Origin of the sequence: Streptomyces sp. NPDC049915 (assembly GCF_040656475.1) — a bacterium.
GTDB lineage: Bacteria > Actinomycetota > Actinomycetes > Streptomycetales > Streptomycetaceae > Streptomyces.
On the sequence record NZ_JBFAMH010000010.1, the window covers coordinates 243,191 to 261,303 of the forward strand.

18 protein-coding genes are annotated in these 18,113 nt (G+C 73.2%); 8 read left to right on the plus strand and 10 right to left on the minus strand.

Going from position 1 to position 18,113, the window contains the following annotated elements; genetic code table 11:
* Entirely contained in the window at positions 1-798 is a 798-nt protein-coding gene (locus AB0J12_RS19955) for an acyltransferase (RefSeq protein ID WP_363265635.1), read from the minus strand.
* A gap of 107 nt (positions 799-905) precedes the next feature.
* Here AB0J12_RS19955 and AB0J12_RS19960 point away from each other — a divergent pair, with 107 nt between their 5' ends.
* Positions 906-1,436 carry a gamma carbonic anhydrase family protein gene (locus AB0J12_RS19960; protein ID WP_363265636.1) on the plus strand — a complete coding sequence of 177 codons (531 nt, stop codon included), beginning with the start codon at positions 906-908 and terminating at the stop codon, positions 1,434-1,436.
* Between the two features lie 66 nt (positions 1,437-1,502).
* Here AB0J12_RS19960 and AB0J12_RS19965 read toward each other — a convergent pair whose 3' ends face one another.
* From AB0J12_RS19965 to AB0J12_RS19980, 4 genes are all read right to left on the minus strand, one after another.
* A complete protein-coding gene (locus AB0J12_RS19965) occupies positions 1,503-2,147 on the minus strand; it encodes a DedA family protein (protein ID WP_363265637.1) in 645 nt (214 codons plus the stop codon).
* A gap of 139 nt (positions 2,148-2,286) precedes the next feature.
* Entirely contained in the window at positions 2,287-4,761 is a 2,475-nt protein-coding gene (locus AB0J12_RS19970) for a beta-glucosidase (RefSeq protein WP_363265638.1), read from the minus strand.
* 208 nt (positions 4,762-4,969) lie between these two features.
* Positions 4,970-6,826 carry a ricin-type beta-trefoil lectin domain protein gene (locus AB0J12_RS19975; protein ID WP_363265640.1) on the minus strand — a complete coding sequence of 619 codons (1,857 nt, stop codon included), beginning with the start codon at positions 6,824-6,826 and terminating at the stop codon, positions 4,970-4,972.
* 362 nt (positions 6,827-7,188) lie between these two features.
* Positions 7,189-7,641 carry a DUF4442 domain-containing protein gene (locus AB0J12_RS19980; RefSeq protein ID WP_363265641.1) on the minus strand — a complete coding sequence of 151 codons (453 nt, stop codon included), beginning with the start codon at positions 7,639-7,641 and terminating at the stop codon, positions 7,189-7,191.
* Between the two features lie 153 nt (positions 7,642-7,794).
* Between AB0J12_RS19980 and AB0J12_RS19985 the strand changes: the two genes are divergently transcribed.
* Positions 7,795-8,865 (plus strand): hypothetical protein, encoded by a 1,071-nt coding sequence (locus AB0J12_RS19985; protein ID WP_363265642.1) that lies wholly within the window; start codon positions 7,795-7,797, stop codon positions 8,863-8,865.
* Positions 8,866-8,952: 87 nt separating this feature from the next.
* A complete protein-coding gene (locus tag AB0J12_RS19990; protein WP_363265643.1) occupies positions 8,953-10,257 on the plus strand; it encodes an MFS transporter in 1,305 nt (434 codons plus the stop codon).
* On the opposite strand, the gene AB0J12_RS19995 is transcribed toward AB0J12_RS19990, so the two are convergent.
* From AB0J12_RS19995 to AB0J12_RS20005, 3 genes are all read right to left on the minus strand, one after another.
* Positions 10,219-11,064, minus strand: coding sequence for a fused MFS/spermidine synthase (locus AB0J12_RS19995; protein WP_363265644.1), 846 nt, complete (start codon positions 11,062-11,064; stop codon positions 10,219-10,221). The genes AB0J12_RS19990 and AB0J12_RS19995 overlap by 39 nt on opposite strands.
* A 15-nt stretch (positions 11,065-11,079) precedes the next feature.
* Positions 11,080-12,249: an elongation factor Tu gene (gene tuf, locus AB0J12_RS20000; protein ID WP_363265645.1), complete on the minus strand. Its 1,170-nt coding sequence runs from the start codon at positions 12,247-12,249 to the stop codon at positions 11,080-11,082.
* 275 nt (positions 12,250-12,524) lie between these two features.
* Positions 12,525-13,247, minus strand: a complete 723-nt coding sequence (locus tag AB0J12_RS20005; protein WP_363265646.1) for a DNA alkylation repair protein — start codon at positions 13,245-13,247, stop codon at positions 12,525-12,527.
* A 128-nt stretch (positions 13,248-13,375) separates the two neighbouring features.
* Here AB0J12_RS20005 and AB0J12_RS20010 point away from each other — a divergent pair, with 128 nt between their 5' ends.
* The 4 genes from AB0J12_RS20010 (at position 13,376) to AB0J12_RS20025 (ending at position 16,002) form a co-directional block, all read left to right on the plus strand.
* The gene (locus AB0J12_RS20010) at positions 13,376-14,152 is read left to right on the plus strand and encodes a TVP38/TMEM64 family protein (RefSeq protein ID WP_363265647.1); all 777 of its coding nucleotides are present in this window, start codon (positions 13,376-13,378) and stop codon (positions 14,150-14,152) included.
* 139 nt (positions 14,153-14,291) lie between these two features.
* Entirely contained in the window at positions 14,292-15,167 is an 876-nt protein-coding gene (locus AB0J12_RS20015; RefSeq protein ID WP_363265648.1) for an undecaprenyl-diphosphate phosphatase, read from the plus strand.
* A gap of 34 nt (positions 15,168-15,201) precedes the next feature.
* Positions 15,202-15,720, plus strand: a complete 519-nt coding sequence (locus tag AB0J12_RS20020) for a DUF1877 family protein (RefSeq protein ID WP_363265649.1) — start codon at positions 15,202-15,204, stop codon at positions 15,718-15,720.
* A gap of 102 nt (positions 15,721-15,822) precedes the next feature.
* Complete coding sequence (locus AB0J12_RS20025) at positions 15,823-16,002, plus strand: hypothetical protein (RefSeq protein ID WP_363265650.1); 180 nt, start codon at positions 15,823-15,825, stop codon at positions 16,000-16,002.
* A 138-nt stretch (positions 16,003-16,140) separates the two neighbouring features.
* Here AB0J12_RS20025 and AB0J12_RS20030 read toward each other — a convergent pair whose 3' ends face one another.
* On the minus strand, positions 16,141-16,881 hold the full coding sequence (locus AB0J12_RS20030) for an SDR family oxidoreductase (protein WP_363265651.1): 741 nt from the start codon (positions 16,879-16,881) through the stop codon (positions 16,141-16,143).
* Between the two features lie 39 nt (positions 16,882-16,920).
* On the minus strand, positions 16,921-17,532 hold the full coding sequence (locus tag AB0J12_RS20035) for a DUF4291 domain-containing protein (RefSeq protein WP_363265652.1): 612 nt from the start codon (positions 17,530-17,532) through the stop codon (positions 16,921-16,923).
* 113 nt (positions 17,533-17,645) lie between these two features.
* On the opposite strand from AB0J12_RS20035, the gene AB0J12_RS20040 reads away from it, so the two are divergent.
* Positions 17,646-18,107, plus strand: coding sequence for a nuclear transport factor 2 family protein (locus tag AB0J12_RS20040; protein WP_363265653.1), 462 nt, complete (start codon positions 17,646-17,648; stop codon positions 18,105-18,107).
* The last annotated feature ends 6 nt before the right edge of the window (positions 18,108-18,113 follow it).

Consider the following 18,113-nt stretch of genomic DNA (forward strand, 5'->3'; position numbering starts at 1 on the left):
TCAGGCGTCCGTCTCCAGGCGGGCCAGCCCCGCCGCCTCTTCCTCGTCCAGCTCGGCGAGGCGCGCCGCCGTCTCCTCGTCCAGCCCGGACAGCGCCAGCAACTGCTCCGGCGTGACCCCTGCCGGTATCGGCACCGGAGCCGGGGTGCGCAGCGGCGGCTGCCAGCCGTCCTCGGGCGTCCAGCGCCGTACGACCCGGGCGGGCGCCCCCGCGACCACCGCGTGGTCGGGCACCGCGCCGCGGACCACGGCGCCGGCCGCGACCACGACGTTCCGGCCGATCCGCGCACCCGGCAGGATCACCGCGCCGGTGCCGATCCAGCAGCCCGGCCCGATCTCCACCGGCTCCATCCGCGGCCACTGCCGTCCGATGGGCTCGTGCGGGTCGTCGTAGGAGTGGTTCGTCGAGGTGACGTAGACATACGGCCCGAAGTAGCAGTCGCTGCCGATCGTGACCGTGGTGTCGGCGATGACATGACTGCCGCGGCCCAGCACCACGCCGTCCCCGATGCGCAGGATCGGCTCGGAGCCGAGGTCGAGGTCGGGCATCAGACCGGCGGTGAGGGTGACCTGCTCGCCGACGATGCAGTGCGCGCCCAGCTGGATCCACGGTTCGCCGAAGACCGTGCCGAGCGGGAAGGCGAGCCGGGTACCTGTTCCCATCGCGCCGAAGCGGAACCGCCCGGGCTGCTCCGCCGTCACCGAGCCCGTGCGCTGCACCCAGGCCCAGCCGGCGTGGACGGCGCGCTGCGCGAGGCGGCGCCGCCAGGACGAGAACGTGTTCTTGCGCGTAAGCACCCGCTCACCGTAAACCTCGCACCGGGCCCCCATCAGCTCCGAACCCTGTGATCTTCACCCCACCGGGTGGCGTACGGTGCTCCCGAACGACGATCGAGGAGGCACCCATGGCGCACCAGGCGCTGATCACCGGCATCGGCGGCAAGGAACCGAAGGTCGACGACGAGGCGTTCGTGGCGCCGACGGCGTCCGTGATCGGTGACGTGACGCTGCGGGCGGGCGCGAGCGTCTGGTACGGCGCGGTGCTGCGCGGCGATGTCGAGCGGATCGGCGTCGGCGCGCAGAGCAACATCCAGGACAACTGCACCTTGCACGCCGACCCAGGTTTCCCGGTCACGATCGGCGAGCGCGTCTCGGTGGGCCACAACGCCGTCGTGCACGGGGCGACCGTCGAGGACGACTGCCTGATCGGCATGGGCGCGACGGTCCTGAACGGCGCGGTGATCGGCGCGGGCTCACTGGTCGCGGCGCAGGCCCTCGTGCCGCAGGGGATGGTCGTACCGCCGGGTTCCCTGGTGGCGGGCGTCCCGGCGAAGGTACGGCGGGAGTTGAGCGAGGAGGAACGGCAGGGCGTGACGCTGAACGGCACGATGTACGCGGAGCTCGGGCGGGCACACCGGGACGCACTGGGGTCGTGACGGTCGCCCGCGGTCCGCGGGCCATGGGGGGCCGGTCGCGCAGTACTCCGCGCCCCTGAGGTGGGACTACTCGCCGGCGCCCACGGGTTCCGGCTCCTGCTGGGCCGGCTGTGCCTTCCTGGCCTTGCGCTTGAGGACCAGCATCGAGCCCAGGCCGATCAGCACCGCCAGGACCAGGCCCAGCCAGGAGAACTTCTTCAGCCAGGACTCGGCGACGACTCCGACGTAGTAGATGACGGCGGTCGTGCCGCCCGCCCAGACGACACCGCCGAGGAGGTTCGCGGTGAGGAACTTCCAGTACGGCATGTGCAGCACGCCCGCGAGCGGCCCGGCGAAGATGCGCAGCAGGGCGACGAAGCGGCCGAAGAAGACCGCCCACATGCCCCACTTCTCGAAGGACCGCTCGGCGGTCGCGATGTGACCCTCGCTGAAGTGGCTCGGGAACTTCTTTCCGAGCCAGGCCAGCAGCGGCCGTCCGCCCTTGCGGCCGATCGCGTAGCCGATGGAGTCGCCGATCACGGCGCCGGCGCTGGCGCACACGCCGAGCACGACGGGGTTGATGCCGCCGCTCTGGGAGGACAGCAGCGCCGCCGAGACCAGGACGATCTCACCGGGCAGCGGGATGCCCAGACTCTCGAGCCCGATGACGAGGGCCACCAACGCGTAGACGGCGCCGGCCGGTACCGTGTCGAGCCATTCCTGGACGTGCACTGCCGGTCCCTCCCGTTTTCGCTGCCCTGCCTGTCCCCGTACGCGCCGCGAAGGCGCACGCCGGAAGCCTACCGGGTCGGCGGGCGACGGCGTCGGGCCGCGGAACGGGCCGACGGCCGCCGCCGGCGCCCCGCACGGCTCATCCGCCGACGTCCGCGCTCGTGCGCAGCCGCAGGTCACGGGAGGACGCCCCGATCCACACCGTGCGGCGGCCGGTGCCGAGCACCCAGTCGTGCCGGGCGGTGTCCCAGCAGGACAGAGTGAGCGGGGCCACCCTCACGGTGACCCGGCGCCGCTCCCCCGGCTCCAGGGTGAGCCTGCGATAGCCGCCGAGCAGCCGCACCGGCTGGTCGAGGGGCACGTCCGGGGAGGGCCCGACGTACACCTGCGGCACGTCGACGCCGGTGCGCCGGCCGGTGTTGCGGACGGTGAAGTCCACCTCAAGACCGTCCCGGGTCCAGCGCGCGGAGGGATCGCCGTAGGCGAAGGAGGTGTACGACAGTCCGTGGCCGAAGGGGAAGAGCGGGCGCACGCCCTCGGCGTCGTACCAGCGGTAGCCGGCATGGACACCCTCGGAGTACTCCTCGACGCCGCCCTTGCCCGGGTAGCGGCGCGGGTCGCCGGCGACGGGGTGGTGGTCGTCGTCGACCGGGAAGGACTGGGTGAGCCGGCCACCGGGGTCGCAGTCGCCGAAGAGGACCGCGGCGGTGGCGGCCGCGCCCTCCTGACCCGGGTAGTACATCTGGAGCACCGCGCCGGTGCGCTCCAGCCACGGCATCGCGGTAGCGGAGGAGGTGTTGAGGACGACGGTGGTGCGCTGGTTGGCCGCCGTCACGGCCTCGATCAGCCGGTTCTGGTGGCCGGGCAGGCCGATGGTGGTCCGGTCCTGGCCCTCCGTGGCGTCCTCGTAGGCGAACAGCACGACCTGGTGGGCGGCGCGCGCGGCCCGTACGGCTTCGGCGACGTCCGCGTCCCGGGTGGCGCCGGTGCCGTACCGGAGCCGGAACTCCAGGCCCGCGGTTCCGCCTTGCGCGCTGATGCGCAGCCGGTGGGCGCCGGGGGTGAGCCGGAGGGTGGCGCGGCGTACGGCGAGGCCGTCCGGGGCGGTGCCGAGCAGGCCACCCACGAAGGCCTCGCCCCAGCCGGACGCGATCGGGAACAGCTCGGTGCCGTCGAGTTGCACTTTGGGGCGGCCGGTCGCGATCCCGGAGAAATGGAGCACGAGGGTCCACTCGTCGGCCTCGCCCACGGTGAGGGTCCCGTCGTACGACCAGGCCGTCCCGGCGTCGACCCGTGTGCCCTCGCTCGGGAAGCCGGGGCTGAGCGCGTCCGCCGGGATCGGCTTGCCGAAGACGTCCTCGCCGAGGGCGTACGTGACCTCGCCGGAGGCCCGTGAGCGCAGGGCGTCCAGCGGGCTGTCGGCGTGGTCGGGGACGACGTGCGCGCTGCCGCCGCCGCTGACGAAGGGCAGGGCGCCGGTCGGGCCGATCACCGCGACGCTGCCGGCGGTGAGCGGGAGGGTGCCGTGCGCGTTGTGCAGCAGGGTGGCCCCGGCCTTGGCGACCTCCAGGGCGACGGCGGCGCCCGCCGGCGCGTCCCGCTCGGGACGGGGCGGCGCGCTGCCGTCGAGCAGCCCGAAGCGGTCCATGACGGCCAGGACCCGGCGTACGGCACGGTCGACGTGGGCCTCGGCGACGCGGCCGTCGCGCACCGCTGCCGCCAGCGCCGTACCGAAGTACGCGCCGTTCGGCATCTCCATGTCGAGCCCCGCGGTGAGGGCCTTCTCGGTGCTGTGGGCGGCGTACCAGTCCGTCATCACCCAGCCGTCGAAGCCCCACCGGTCGCGCAGGATGCCGGTGAGCAGGGCCTCGTTCTCGCAGGCGTAGGTCCCGTCGACCTTGTTGTAGGCGCCCATCACGGCTCCGGCGCCGGCCCGGACGGCGGCCTCGAAGCCGCGCAGCTCGACCTCGTGCAGGGTGCGTTCGTCGACGTGCACGTCGACGGACATGCGGTCCTTCTCCTGGTTGTTCAGCGCGAGGTGCTTGACGGTCGCGATGAGTCCCTCGCGCTGGATCCCCTCGATCTCGGCGGCGACCAGGTCGGCGGCGAGCAGCGGGTCCTCGCTGAAGGTCTCGAAGTTGCGCCCGGCGTAGGGGGTGCGGATGAGGTTGACCATCGGGGAGAGCAGGACGTCCTGGCCGAGGGCGCGGCCCTCGCGGCCGATGACCTGGCCGTAGCGGCGGGCCAGCTCGGGATCGAAGGCGGAGGCCAGGAGGACGGGGGCGGGCAGGGCGGTGGCGTGCCGGGTGACCCGGACCCCGGCGGGGCCGTCGGCCAGGCGCAGCGGCGGGATGCCGCGGCGGGGGACGCCGGGGACGTAGCCGGCCTCGCCGAGCGTGTCCGGGTCGGTGGCGCCGTGCAGCAGGCTGACCTTCTCGTCGAGGGTGAGCGCGCCCAGGAGGTGGTCGACGCGGCGGCCGCGGATGCGGGCGCCGGTTCTGCTCCGCGCGGTGGCGCGGGGGGCGAGGGAGAGGGAACCGGCGGCCGCCGCGACGACCGCGATCGTGCCGCTCAGCAGGGTCAGCGCGGATCGCCGGGAGACCGTGTCGGACATGGGCCGTCGCTCCTTCGGTGCACGCGGCACGACGAGGGCGTCCGGAGATTGACGACCCGTCAGAAACGCCGTGCGCGTCGGCAACGTACGACTCGGGGTGACCCGCGTCAACGAGGCGAGGCGGGGATCCGCCGGATGCCGACCGGAGGGCGGTCGGAAGAAGAGGCGGGGGCCGCCGGACGGGTGGCCCCCGCGAGGGGTGGTCGGGTCAGGGTGCCGATACGAGAGGGAGCGGGGCGGCCGGTACGGCAGCCGACGCGATGCGCGGGACTGTGCCGGATACGACGGTGGTCGCGCCGGAGAGGACGGAGGCCGACGCGGCGACGGCGGCGGACGGCCGTCGCGGCACGGCCGGTGGCTGCTCGGCGCAGCAGACGACCGGGACGAATCTCGGCGTGGCGGGTTGGTCGCCGGGGGCGTGGAAGGAGCGGGGTCGTCCGGTCGGCTCACTCGGCCTGCTCGGCTCACCGGGTGCGTCGGTCGGGTCGGCGCCGTCCGATCGCGGCCGCGGCAAGCCGCCCTGCGCGGTTCCGGTGTCGAACACCCAACGCCCGCGCGCCGATGCGTCCCGCGGCGCGACAGTGACCGTGGTGGCGGAGCCCTGCGCGGGAGCGAGGCCGAGGCCGGCCCGCCCGCGCAGGAGCAACTCGCCGCGGACGGTGAGGTCGTACGCGGCCGCGTCGGCACAGTCGGCGAGTGCGACGCGGCGGTCGAACGGGTCGGCGAGGAGGCAGAGGGCGGGATCGGCGGCGCTGCGCAACCGGCCGTCGGCGCCGAACGTCCAGCGCTGGGAGGCGGCCGGCGAGCAGTCGGCGAGCTCGGCGGCGGCTCCGGACCGTACCCGGCCGGCATCGGCGTCGAGGCAGCGGCCGGTGGCGGCGTTGCGCAGCCGGCCCTTCAGGAGCGGGGCCGGGCGCACGGCGGACGCGGCGGTGGGCGAGCCGGGCGACGGCGGAGTGGCGACGGGTCCGGCCGGACGGGTCGAGGCCCCCGTCCCGGCGGCGGGCGGACCCCATGTGCGCGCGGACCGGCGCCCGGGGCCGGCACCGGGGACAGCGTTGTCGGCGGAGCGACTCTGAGTGGCGAGCACCGTGGCGAGCAGGGCGAGAGCGGCCAGCCCGACACCGGCCAGTACGGCGGCCTTGGTGTGCCGTGCGGAGGCTGTGGGACGGCCCGGCGACGGGGCCCCGCGGTGGCGTCCGCCGCGACGTGCCTGCGCGACGCCGGGGCTCGCGCCGCGCCCGGGCCGGGAGTCGAGGTAGCGCCGGGCGCCCCAGCCGAGCACGGTCTCGGCGAGCAGGACGTCGAGCGCGCCGTCGAAGTGGCTGAGCTGTTCGGCGGCTTGACGGCAGTAACGGCACTCCGCGAGATGCCGGCGCACGTCGGGCAGCAGATGTCCGCCGCGGCGCAGCGGGGCGTCGAGGAGGCGGGTGTGGAAGCGGCACTCGTCGGTGGGGGCGAGTTCGCGGTGGGCGCGGACGCAACCGGCGCGGAATTGTTCCCTGGCCTGTTCCAGAGCGGCCGCTGCGGTGCCGGGGTGCACGGCCAGCAGACCGGCGGGTATGGATATCGGTTCGGCCTCGACCTCGGTGTGCCACAAGAGGCATTGGGCTGCGCCGGGAAGGGCACGGAATGCGCGTTCGGCGAGTTGCCGCTTTTCCGGGATGCCGCCTCCGGTCGCGCGCAGTCCGCGGCCGCCGGTGGTTTTGCGCAATTCCGGCAGGAGTACGGAAAGACCGCGGTCTGCGGCCCAGTCGCGGACGGTGTCACGGACGGCGACGAGGATCTGCGGACGCAGGGCGCCGCCGACCCGGCCGGCGGCGAGCCGGTCGAGCACCTGGTGGACCGCCGCGGTGGCCACGAGCTGGGCGGTTTCGCCGGGCGAGGCGAGGCAGACGGCGGCGTAGTCACGCGCGGCGGACCAGTGCCGGGCGAGCAGCAGGGCGACGGCGCGGCCACGCCCGTCCGGGGTGGCCAGCTGGGCGACGAGGTCGCGGTCCGACTCTCCGGGCGTCCCCCCCGGGCGGGGCGGATATGGGGGGCGTGGGGGGTGTGGGGACTGCACGGAACCATTTCCTTCCGAGCCGAAGGGTGGCACTGCGTTCCCGCGGGGGACTCACTTTCGCACATACGACTCACAGGAAACAAGGAGTTCGGTGACGTCCCCTCAGAAGAAGGCGATTTCCTATTGGTTACCGCCGGTATCACTTTCCGAATTCGCCTGCAATGGGCGCCGGACGGCTTAAACGGCAGGCACGCGGGGCCCGTTGACGTACGGCATCCCGCAACCGCGATCCGGGCGTCCGGCGTGACGGCACCGGCGACGAGGCGCCTCACCCCGGGGCGCGCCGGGCGGCCCGGCGGCACGACAAAGGCCGAGGCCCCGCACGGGCGCGGACCCTCGGCCCCACTCCACCGGACGTCTGCTCAGCCGTTGGGCCGCAGAGTCCACACCACCTTCATCTCCCCGGTGACGGCTCCGTCCTCGCGCCGGATCTCGATGGCGACCGGGAACTCGGGCCGCTGCCCCGCGTCCAGCTCCGCCACGACCTCGGCGGCCGGCCGGCCCAGGGTCGCGGTCGCGGTGACGGCCCCCATGGCCAGCTTCTTGTAGGCGATCTCGGCCCGCACGGCCAGCGGCACGGCCCGCGCGAGCTGGTCCCCGAACGCGGCGAGCACGATGGCCCCGCTGGCCGACTCCCCGAGCGTGAACATCGCACCGGCGTGCGGCCCGCCCACATGGTTGTGGAACTCCCCCTGATCCGGCAGGGCCACCACCGCCCGCTCCGGCGTGGCCTCGACGAACTCGAGCTTCAAGGTCCGGGCCATCGGCACGGTGGCGGCGAGCATCTCGCCGATCGACATCTGATCTGCGCTCATGGCGGCATGTTACCCATGAGTAGCCTGCGGGGGCCAGGCATCCGGCCCGGGAACCCGGAATCGACCGGTCGCCCCCACCGCCCGGTTTTCGGTACGTCCCTGACAAGGACCGGTGACCGATTCGTGTCCCGGGCGGCACTAGGGTGGGGCGCCATGTGGCCAGGACAGCAGCAGCCGCCCGGGGGCGAGCCGAACCCGAACGCGCAGAACAACCCGTATCAGCAGCCGAGTCAGCCGGGGTACCAGCAGCCGAATCCGTACCAGCAGACCGGTTACCAGCAGCCCAACCCCTATGCGCAGCAGCAGCAGTGGGGGACGCCCACGCCGGCCGGTGTTCCGCAGCCGGCGACGCCGCCGCCCGGGAACCTCGGCAGCGGCAACGGCGGTGGCGGGAACCGGACCAAGCTCGTGGCGATCATCGCGGCCGGCGCGGTGGTGCTGACCGCCGCCGTCACCGGGTTCCTCGTGCTCGGCGGTGACGAGGACGACACCGCGAAGGGCGGCTCGGACAAGCCGACGACCGCGCAGTCGGTGTCGTCGTCGCCGACGCCGTCGCCGCAGCCGACGACGTCCGGGGGCGGCGACAACCCGCGGGGCGGCGAGGCAGAGAAGGCGACCGTCCCGGGCTGGAAGGTCGTCGTGAACCCCAAGTACGGCACTGCCTTCGACGTACCCGCCGACTGGTACGTGGAGGACCCCGGCACCTTCATCGGCTTCGAGGACACGCAGAAGGGCGACGGCTCGCCCTACATCGGGTTCTCCGCGCCGGCCGTGTTCAAGAAGGACTGGTGCGTGTCCGACGACGACAAGGACGGCCGCAAGGATTCGACGAAGATGGCGGCCGCCGGTACCAAGGGCGAGAACGGCGGCAAGGACACCGCGAGCATCGCCCGCGGGGACGCGGCCGCGTTCGCCTTCGGCGGCTACACCGACCAGAACGAGAAGACCTCCCGCAAGTACCTGAAGATCGGCCAGGCCAAGCCGTACAAGACGAAGTCCGGCGTGCAGGGCAGCGTGGCCGTCTCCTACACGCAGGGCGTGCCCAAGCACGGCACCTGCGACAGTGACGGCAAGGCGATCACGTTCGCGTTCAAGAACTCCACGGGCAACTTCGTCTCCTGGAGCATGTACGCCGCCAAGGGCGTCAAGGACGAGCTGCCCGAGGCGACCATCCAGCAGATCCTCAGCACGGTGCGCCTGCACGGCGATCCGATCGCGAGCTGACCGGCGCGTTCCCCGCCCGCCGCACGGCGGGCGGGCACCGGCCGATGCGAAGTGGCGTGCGCGGAACCGGTCGGTCATAGTCACCCGGTGACCACCGCCTCCGACCGCCCCCGCTCTCCGCGCCGGCCCGCGTGGGCCGGGCGCAACTACCGTCTTCTCACCGCTGCCGCCTTCCTCACCAACGGCGGCGGCCAGGCCGCCCTCATCGCCTCCGCGTTCGCCGTGCTCGGCGCGGGCGGGGACGCCGGCGACGTGGGTCTGGTGGCGGCGGCGCGGACGGTGCCGCTGGTGCTGTTCCTGCTGATCGGCGGTGCGGTGGCGGACCGGCTGCAGCGTCACCGGGTGATGGTCGCCGCCAACGCCGTCAACTGCCTCTCCCAGTGCGCCTTCGCCACTCTCGTACTGGCCGGCGACCCGCAGGTGTGGCAGATGATGCTGCTGAGCGCGCTCGGCGGCGCCGGGCAGGCGTTCTTCAGCCCGGCCGCCGAGGGCATGCTGCTGTCGTCCGTGGAGGGCGAGCACGCGGGGCGGGCGTTCGCCGTGTTCCGGATGGCGATGCAGGGTGCGGCGCTCGGCGGGGCCGCCGCGGGCGGTGCGCTGGTCGCCGCGGTCGGGCCGGGCTGGGTGCTCGCCGTGGACGCGGCCGCCTTCGCACTCGCCGGCGCCCTGCGCTCCTTCCTCGACGTGCGGCACATCCCTCCGCGCGCTGCGGGCGGCGGCCTGCTGGCCGACCTGAGGGAGGGGTGGCGGGAGTTCACCGGCCGGCCCTGGCTGTGGGGTGTCGTCGCGCAGTTCTCCGTCGCCAACGCGGTCGTCGGCGCCGCCGACGCCGTTTACGGCCCCCTCGTCGCCCGCGACCACCTCGGCGGGGCGGGCCCGTGGGGCCTGGCGCTCGGCTTCTTCGGCGCGGGTACGGTCGGCGGCGCCCTGCTGATGACCCGGTGGAAGCCCCGCCGGCTGCTGCTCGCGGGGACCTTGTGCGTCTTCCCGCTGGCCCTGCCGTCGGCCGTTCTCGCCGTACCGGTGCCGCTGGGCGTGCTGTGCGCGGTGATGTTCGCCACCGGGGTCACGCTGGAGGTGTTCGGGGTGTCCTGGATGACGGCGCTGCACCAGGAGATCCCGGAGGAGAAGCTGTCGCGGGTGTCGGCCTACGACTGGTTCGGGTCCATCGCCCTGGTCCCCCTCGCCATGGCTCTGGCGGGCCCCGCGCAGAGCGCCTTCGGACGGACCGCGTCCCTGTGGGGGTGCGCGGCCCTCGTCGTGGCGGTCACCGCGGCCGTGCTGTGCGTGCCGGACGTGCGCCGGCTGCGCCGCCGTACCGGGCCCGTGGCGGGGCACATCGGCGAGAGTGCCTCAGCCGATGCCGAAAGCCCCGTCGGGCGGCACGGGTGAGGGCACCGCGTCCTCGTCCGTGACCGGGCGGGCGTCGCCGGTGAAGTCGCGCAGCGCCCGCCCGTGCTCCACCCGTGCCGGGAAGGCGTCCCCGGCGGTCAGCCGGGCCAGCGCGGCGGTGTCCACGGGGCGGTGCGCGGCGACGAGGATCGCGTTGCCGAAGCGGCGCCCGCGCAGCACGCCCGGCTCAGCGATCAGCGCCAGCTCCTCGAAGAGCGCGCCGAAGGTGGCCAGTTGGGAGCGCAGGAACGCGAACGGCGCCGCGTCCGCCAGATTGGCGACGTAGACGCCGTCCGCCCGCAGCACCCGGCCGGCCTCGCGGGCGTAAGCGAGGGTCGTCAGATGCGCCGGGACGCGCGAGCCGCCGAACACGTCGGCGACGAGCACGTCGGCGCTGTCCGCCGGCGCCGCCTCCAGCCAGGCCCGCGCGTCCGCCGTGTGCAGCGCGACGCCCGAACCGGCGGGCAGCGGCAGCTGTTCCACGACCAGCTCCAGCAGCCCCCGGTCGGCCTCGACGACGTCCTGCCGGGAACCGGGGCGGGTCGCGGCCACGTACCGCGGCAGGGTGAGCGCGCCCCCGCCGAGGTGCAGCATGTCCAGCGGGCGCCCCGGTTCCGCGACGGTGTCCAGCACATGCCCGAGCCGCCGCGCGTACTCGAACTCCAGGTACGCCGGCTCGTCGAGGTCCACGTACGACTGGGGCGCACCGTCGACCGTGAGCAGCCAGGCCCGCTCACGGTCGACGTCGGGCATCAGCTTGGCGGTCCCGTGGTCGGTGGTCCGGGTGACGGGTATGGCATCGCTCACGACACCATTGTCACCTCAGCCGACCGAGGTCACCGTCCCCGCGCCCACCGTCCGCCCGCCCTCGCGGACGGCGAACCCGAGCCCCGGCTCCAGCGGCACCTCGCGTCCCAGGTCGACGGTCACCTCGACCGTCTGACCGGGCCGCGCGAGGGCCGCCTCGCCGAAGTCGAGGCAGCCGACGACGTCGGCGGTACGGACGTAGAACTGCGGCCGGTAGCCGGTGGCGACCGGCGTCGTACGGCCGCCCTCACGCGCGGAGAGCACGTACAGCCGTGCCGTGAACCGCCGGCTCGGCGCGACGCTGCCCGGCGCGGCGACCACGTGCCCGCGCCGCACCGCGTCCCGGGGCACTCCCCGCAGCAGCAGCGCCACGTTGTCCCCGGCCTGCGCCTCCTCCATCGGCTTGCCGAAGGTCTCGAGACCGGTCACGACCGTGTCGACGTCCGCGCCGAGCACCTCGACCGGGTCGCCGACCCGCACGGTGCCGCGCTCGACGGCGCCGGTGACGACGGTCCCGCGCCCGGTGATGGTGAGCACGTTCTCCACCGGCAGCAGGAACGGCGCGTCCAGGTACCGCTCCGGCATCGGCACATAGGTGTCCACCGCGTCGAGCAGCGCCTCGACGGACGCCGTCCAGCGCGGGTCGCCCTGCAGCGCCTTCAGCCCGGAGACCCGTACGACGGGTGCGGCGTCGCCGCCGTAACCGTGCGCGGTGAGCAGGTCGCGGACCTCCAGCTCGACCAGGTCGGTCAGCTCCTCGTCACCGGCGTCGGCCTTGTTCAGCGCGACGACGACGTGGTTCACACCGACCTGACGGGCCAGCAGCACGTGTTCGGCGGTCTGCGGCATGATCCCGTCGATCGCGGAGACGACGAGGATCGCCCCGTCGAGCTGGGCGGCGCCGGTGACCATGTTCTTGACGTAGTCGGCGTGGCCCGGCATGTCGACGTGGGCGTAGTGCCGGGTGTCGGTCTCGTACTCGACGTGCGCGATGTTGATGGTGATGCCGCGGGCGGCCTCCTCCGGGGCGCGGTCGATGCGGTCGAACGGCACGAACGTGCCGGTGCCGCGCTCGGCCAGCACCTTGGTGATGGCGGCGGTCAGCGTCGTCTTGCCGTGGTCGACGTGACCCATGGTGCCGATGTTCAGATGCGGTTTGGTGCGCGTGTACGCCGTCTTGGGCATGGCTGTACCTCGAAGCCTCGTGGGAGGGAAAGGGACCCCAAGGAACCGCCGACCCTCCCCCTGCGGGGTCCGCGGGACGATCCGGGGAGGGTCAGCTTCGGGCGCCGTCGACAGCGGCCAGGATGACGGGAACGGCAGCCTTCGGGGCATCCGCGACCGCGGATGCTGCGAGGAGGAAGGCGTACCGGAACATGCCGTCGATCATCGCCGAGCCCCGGCACGCCGTCGAATGATTTATCGCTGTACGGCCGGTGCCGCACGGTCCTTACGGCCTGTCAGGCGCCGATGTTCTTCAGCGCCTCGCGCACCGTCAGCGCCGCGAACCGGCCCCGCTCGCGCGCGAGGAAGGCGCGCACGGCGTCCGGGTCGGTCTTGGCGTACTCGCGCAGGGCCCAGCCGATGGCCTTGCGGATGAAGAAGTCGGGGTGGCCGCTACGACGGAGGCAGTAGCCGAACAGCCGCTCGGTGTCGGTGTCCTCCTTGAACCGCAGCTGGTGCAGCAGGGCGGTGCGGGCCGGCCACAGGTCGTCGTCGGCGATCCAGGCGTCCATGGCGGTGGCGAGGCCCGGATCTGCCGCGACGAGCGGGCCGACGACGTGGGCGGCGAGCAGGTCGACGGTGTCCCACCAGGGGACGGTGGTGATCAGGTGCCGGACCACCGGCAGGAAGGCGGAGGAGCAGCGGCCGACGTGGCGACGCAGGTAGTCGACGGCGAAGTAGTGGTACTCGCGCTCGGGCAGCGCCCAGCAGCGCAGGGCGATCGCCGCGCAGTCGGCCTCGCCGGGGCGCGCCGTGCCCGACAGGACCGTGCGTGACAGACCGCGGCGCTCGGGGGTGGCGATGCCGAGGAAGGGGGCGACGTCCTTCATGTACGCGCGCATGGCCCCGGCCCGCTCGGGGTCGGCGGCGGCGCCGTACACCTCGGTCAGCCGCGGCAGGACGGTGTCGGCGAGCGCGCTGTGCGGCACGGCGGTCGCCGCCTTCCCTGTGACGGTCATGAGCTCGTACCTGTGACCGGTCGTGAGCCCGCACCCATGAAGGTCATGAGACGGACCAACGCCTACCTGTGACGGTCATGAGACAGACCATACGGCGATCAGACACCCGTGTCGGTTACTGTCGCCGGATGCCCGATGCACCCACCCGCTCTGGGGGCACCGCAGTGGCCTCTCCCCCGGCCCCCGCCATGGAGCTCGCGATCAGCGCGCCGCCCCTGCCCGTACCCGGCACGCTCAGCGCGCGCTGCACCCGTGTCCTGCGCTCACCCTGGCCCCGTTTCTCCCTGCTGGTCGCGCTGCTCGCGGCGGCGGGCTGCTCGGTGCTGCTGTTCGAGCCGCAGCGGCTGCTGGCGCACGGCTGGCCACCCCAGCTCGGCGGTGCGACGGCGGCCGCGGTGTTCACCGTGGCGTACGGGCTGTGCACGGTGGCGTTCGTGCCGCGGCCGCTGCTGAACCTGGCGGGTGGTGCGCTGTTCGGCACATCGCTCGGGCTCGCCACGTCGCTGGCCGGCACCGTGCTCGGCGCCGGGATCGCCTTCGGTCTGGGCCGGGCGCTCGGGCAGGACGCGCTGCGCCCGCTGCTGCGGGGCCGGGTGCTGAAGGCGGCGGACGGCCAGCTCAGCCGGCACGGTTTCCGCTCCATGCTGATGGCCCGCCTGTTTCCCGGAGTGCCGTTCTGGGCCGCGAACTACTGCGCCGCCGTCTCCCGGATGCGCTGTTGGCCCTTCCTGGTCGCGACGGGGATCGGCTCGATCCCGAACACCGCCGCGTACGCCCTCGCCGGCGCCCGTGCCGGCTCGCCGACCTCCCCGGCCTTCCTGGTCGCGATGGCCGGCATCGGACTGCCGGCGGTGGCCGGGGCGGTGGTGGCCTGGCGCAAACGGCACCATCTGCGCCGCGCCTGACCGGACCGGAGCCGCCGCCCCAGCCAAGAGGCCGTCATACGGGGACGCTACGCTGCCCCCGACACACGTGATCATCGCGTACGGCGGCCCGGTGCCCCGTCGCCCCTTCCACGACCGGCACTTGGACTGACGTAACTTCATGTCTTGGTTTGAATCGCTCGTCCTCGGACTCGTCCAGGGGCTGACCGAGTTCCTTCCCGTCTCCTCCAGCGCGCATCTGCGGCTGACCGCGGCCTTCTCCGGCTGGCACGACCCGGGTGCGGCCTTCACCGCGATCACCCAGATCGGCACGGAGGCGGCGGTGCTGATCTACTTCCGCAAGGACATCGCGGGCATCCTGTCCGCGTGGTTCCGCTCGCTGTTCGACAAGACCATGCGGCACCACCACGACGCCCAGATGGGCTGGCTGGTCATCGTCGGCTCCGTTCCGATCGGCGTGCTGGGCGTCACGTTCAAGGACCAGATCGAGGGGCCGTTCCGCGATCTGCGGATCACCGCGACGATGCTCATCGTCGTCGGTGTCGTCATAGGCATAGCCGACCGGCTGGCGGCCCGCGACGAGACGGGCGGCCGGCACCGGGCGCCGAAGCAGCGCAAGACGCTCCAGGACCTCGGCGTGAAGGACGGTCTGATCTTCGGCCTCTGCCAGGCCTGCGCGCTCATCCCGGGTGTCTCCCGCTCCGGCGCGACCATCAGCGGCGGGCTGTTCATGGGCTACAGGCGCGAGGCCGCCGCCCGCTACTCCTTCCTCCTCGCCATCCCCGCGGTGCTCGCGTCCGGGCTGTTCGAGCTGAAGGACGCGCTGGAGAGCGATCACGTCTCCTGGGGCCCGACGATCTTCGCGACGGTGATCGCGTTCGGGTCCGGATATGCCGTCATCGCCTGGTTCATGAAATACATTTCCAGCAAGTCCTTCATGCCGTTCGTCTGGTACCGCGTGATCCTCGGTGTCGTGATCATCGCCCTGGTCACGGCGGGCGTGCTCAGTCCGCACGCGGCGGAGTCGGCGGACTGAATCGCCGAGCGGCGGACCGGGGAGGAATGAACCCATGGCTCTCACCCAGCAGTTCGCCCGTGTGACCCCCGAGTACCTGGAACACTGCCGGCAGTCGGCGCTCGACTCCCCGGGTGCCGCCCCCGGCTGGGACCCGCCGGCTTCGGACCTGCTGGACACCGGCTGGGCGAACTGGGGCCTGGCCGCGTACTGCCGTGCCACCGGCGCCGATCCGTCCGTGGCCGACCTGCTCGACCGCGCGGTATCGGCCACCTTCGGCCAGACCGCCGGCTACCTGGACCACGACGAGGTCTACGACGGCTTCACCGACCCGCCACGCGTGCTCGACCCGGCCGAGGTCGAGAAGATCGCCCGGGATCTGCGGGACGTGGACGTGGACGCGGTGCTCGCCGGCCTGCCGGGCGACGCCGCCGAGGCCGCGGCGCTGTGCGGTCATCTGGAGAGCTTCAGCGGTGACGTGGGCGCTCACCTCGGCGAACAGTTCGCCGCGCTGCGGGAGTTCTACGACGGTGCCGCGCGCCGGGGGCTGTGTGTCGTGGTCTGGATCGACTGACGGCGGGGCCCGCCCGTCGTGGGCCGGTTCGTGACCGACTCCCTACGGGTTGCGTAGCCAATCGGTAGCGCAGTGTCAGTTCTTGCCCCTAGGCTGAGGCACATGTCCCCCGATTCCATGACGTCTGGTTCCGTGCGCTCCGCCGCCGACGTGAACGAGGAGATCCGCGCGCTGTGGCTGCGCGCGGGCGGCACCCTGTCGGTGCAGGAGCGCGAGGAGTACGAGTCGCTGGTGGTGCAGTGGGCCGCGGCGATGCGAGCCGAGGTCGTCGAGGCGGCGTAAGGGACCGCCGCGCCCGCCGAGGGCGCGTCAGACCACCCCCCACGCCTGATCCGGACCGCCCGCCCCCGCCTCACCGCCCGCCCGACACCCACAGCACGCCCGCCTCACCGCCCGCCCGACACCCACAGCACGCCCGCCTCACCGCCCGCCCGACACCCGCAGCACAGCGCCCGAGGTGTACGCGGCGTCCGGGGACAGCAGCCAGGCGATGGCCGCGGCGATCTCCTCCGCCCGGCCGGGGCGGCGCAGCGGAATCGCGGCGGCCGCGCGGTGCGCCCGCCCCGGGTCGCCCATCGCGGCGTGCATCTCGGTGTCGATCATGCCGGGCGCGACGGCGTTGACCCGGATGCCGTCCGGGCCCAGTTCCTTGGCCAGCCCCAGGGTGAGGGCGTCCACGGCCGCCTTGGTGGCGGCGTAGTGGACATAGTCACCGGGGCTGCCGAGCGTCGCGGCGGCCGACGACACGTTCACGATCGCCCCGCTTCCCCGCTCCGTCATCAGCTGGGCGGCGCGGCGCGCGCACAACAGCACGCCCAGCAGGTTCACCTCGACCACCCGCCGCAGATCCGCGGTGCCGGTGTCGGCGAGCCGGCCGAGCGGCCCGGTGACCCCGGCGTTGTTCACCAGCCCCGTCACCTGGCCCAACTCCGCTTCCACGGTGGCGAAGAGGTGATCGACGTCCGTCTCCACGGACGTGTCCACCCGCACCGCGACACCGCGCCGCCCGAGGGCGCGGATGCCCTCCACGACCCGCTCGGCGGCCCCCGCGTCCCGTACGTACCCCACCGCCACGTCGTGCCCGTCGGAGGCGAGCCTGAGGCAGGTCGCGGCGCCGATACCGCGGCTGCCGCCGGTGACAACGGTGAGCGGATGCGCCATGACTACCCCTGAAGGACATGTGATCGATCATCGATCACTCTAGGCGCACAGGTGCCCCACCACGTCCCCGTCGACCGGGTACGGCCGCTCCACCGGCAGCTTCGCGGACGCGGCGTCGAGCTCCCCCGCCGACACGTGCGCGTGGATCTCGGTGGCCAGCGGCGTCACGTCCTCGATGCCGACGATCCACTCGTCGGCGTACCGGGCCGCGGCCTGCCCGCCGAGTCCCAGTTGCAGCGAGCGATGCGGCAGCGCCGTGAAGTGCAGGTCGCGTTCCGGATCCCACTGCACCCGCGTCGGCGCCTGCCTCAACTCCCGCTTCCAGGCGTCCCGGTCACCGTGCAGTTCGGGCACATGGTGCGACAGGCACGCGTGGCGCAGCGCCCACTCGAATCCCTCGCGGGTGATCTCGACGGCGAGGACGGTCTCCTGGTCCTCCTTCGTCCCCCAGCCGCAGCGGTACATCATCCACAGGAACGACGGCTTGATCCACGTCATGCGCTCCCGCTTCCAACTGGACGGAAAGCGCCCGGCACGGGCCGCCGGGAGGCCGATCTGCGGGCGGTAGGCCTGGTAGACGGTGACCGTGGTGTCCGTGTACCGGGCGCGGATGCGGAATCGGGGTTCGGCTGAGGTGTTCTGATCATTCACGGACGCAAGGCTCTCCCTCCCCGGGCCGGACGGCCACCGAAATATCCGCGCCGTGGGCCAAGAGTGCCGCGCACCCCTTGGCGGGGTCCGCGCCAATGACCAACACTGGGTCGATGACGCAGCGTGTGGAATTCGCCACGGTAAGAGACCGCCTCGCCGTCGACGCCCTGATCACGGACTACGCGGCGGCGGTCGACGACGGCGACTGGGCGGCGTATCGCGCGCTGTTCACGCCGGACGGGCGGGCCGACCACCGCTCGGCCGGCGGTGTCGAGGGGGACGTGGAACAGGTCGCCGCGTGGTTCGCCGAGAGCACGCGGCCGTTCGCGATGCGGCAGCACCTCATCGTCAACCGCCGGCTGCGCTTCGGCGTCCTGGACCAGGCGGCCGGTGACACCGCCGAGATGCGGGCCGACTACATCAATCCGATGCGCCGGGCCGGAACCCAGGATGCGCCCAGCGCGCCGGACTTCGTGTGCGGCGGCCGGTATGTGTTCGGCGTGCTCCGCACGGACGACGGCTGGCGGTTGCACCGGGTGGCCGTCCAGGAGAAATGGCGGCGCACCGACGGCTGATCCGTG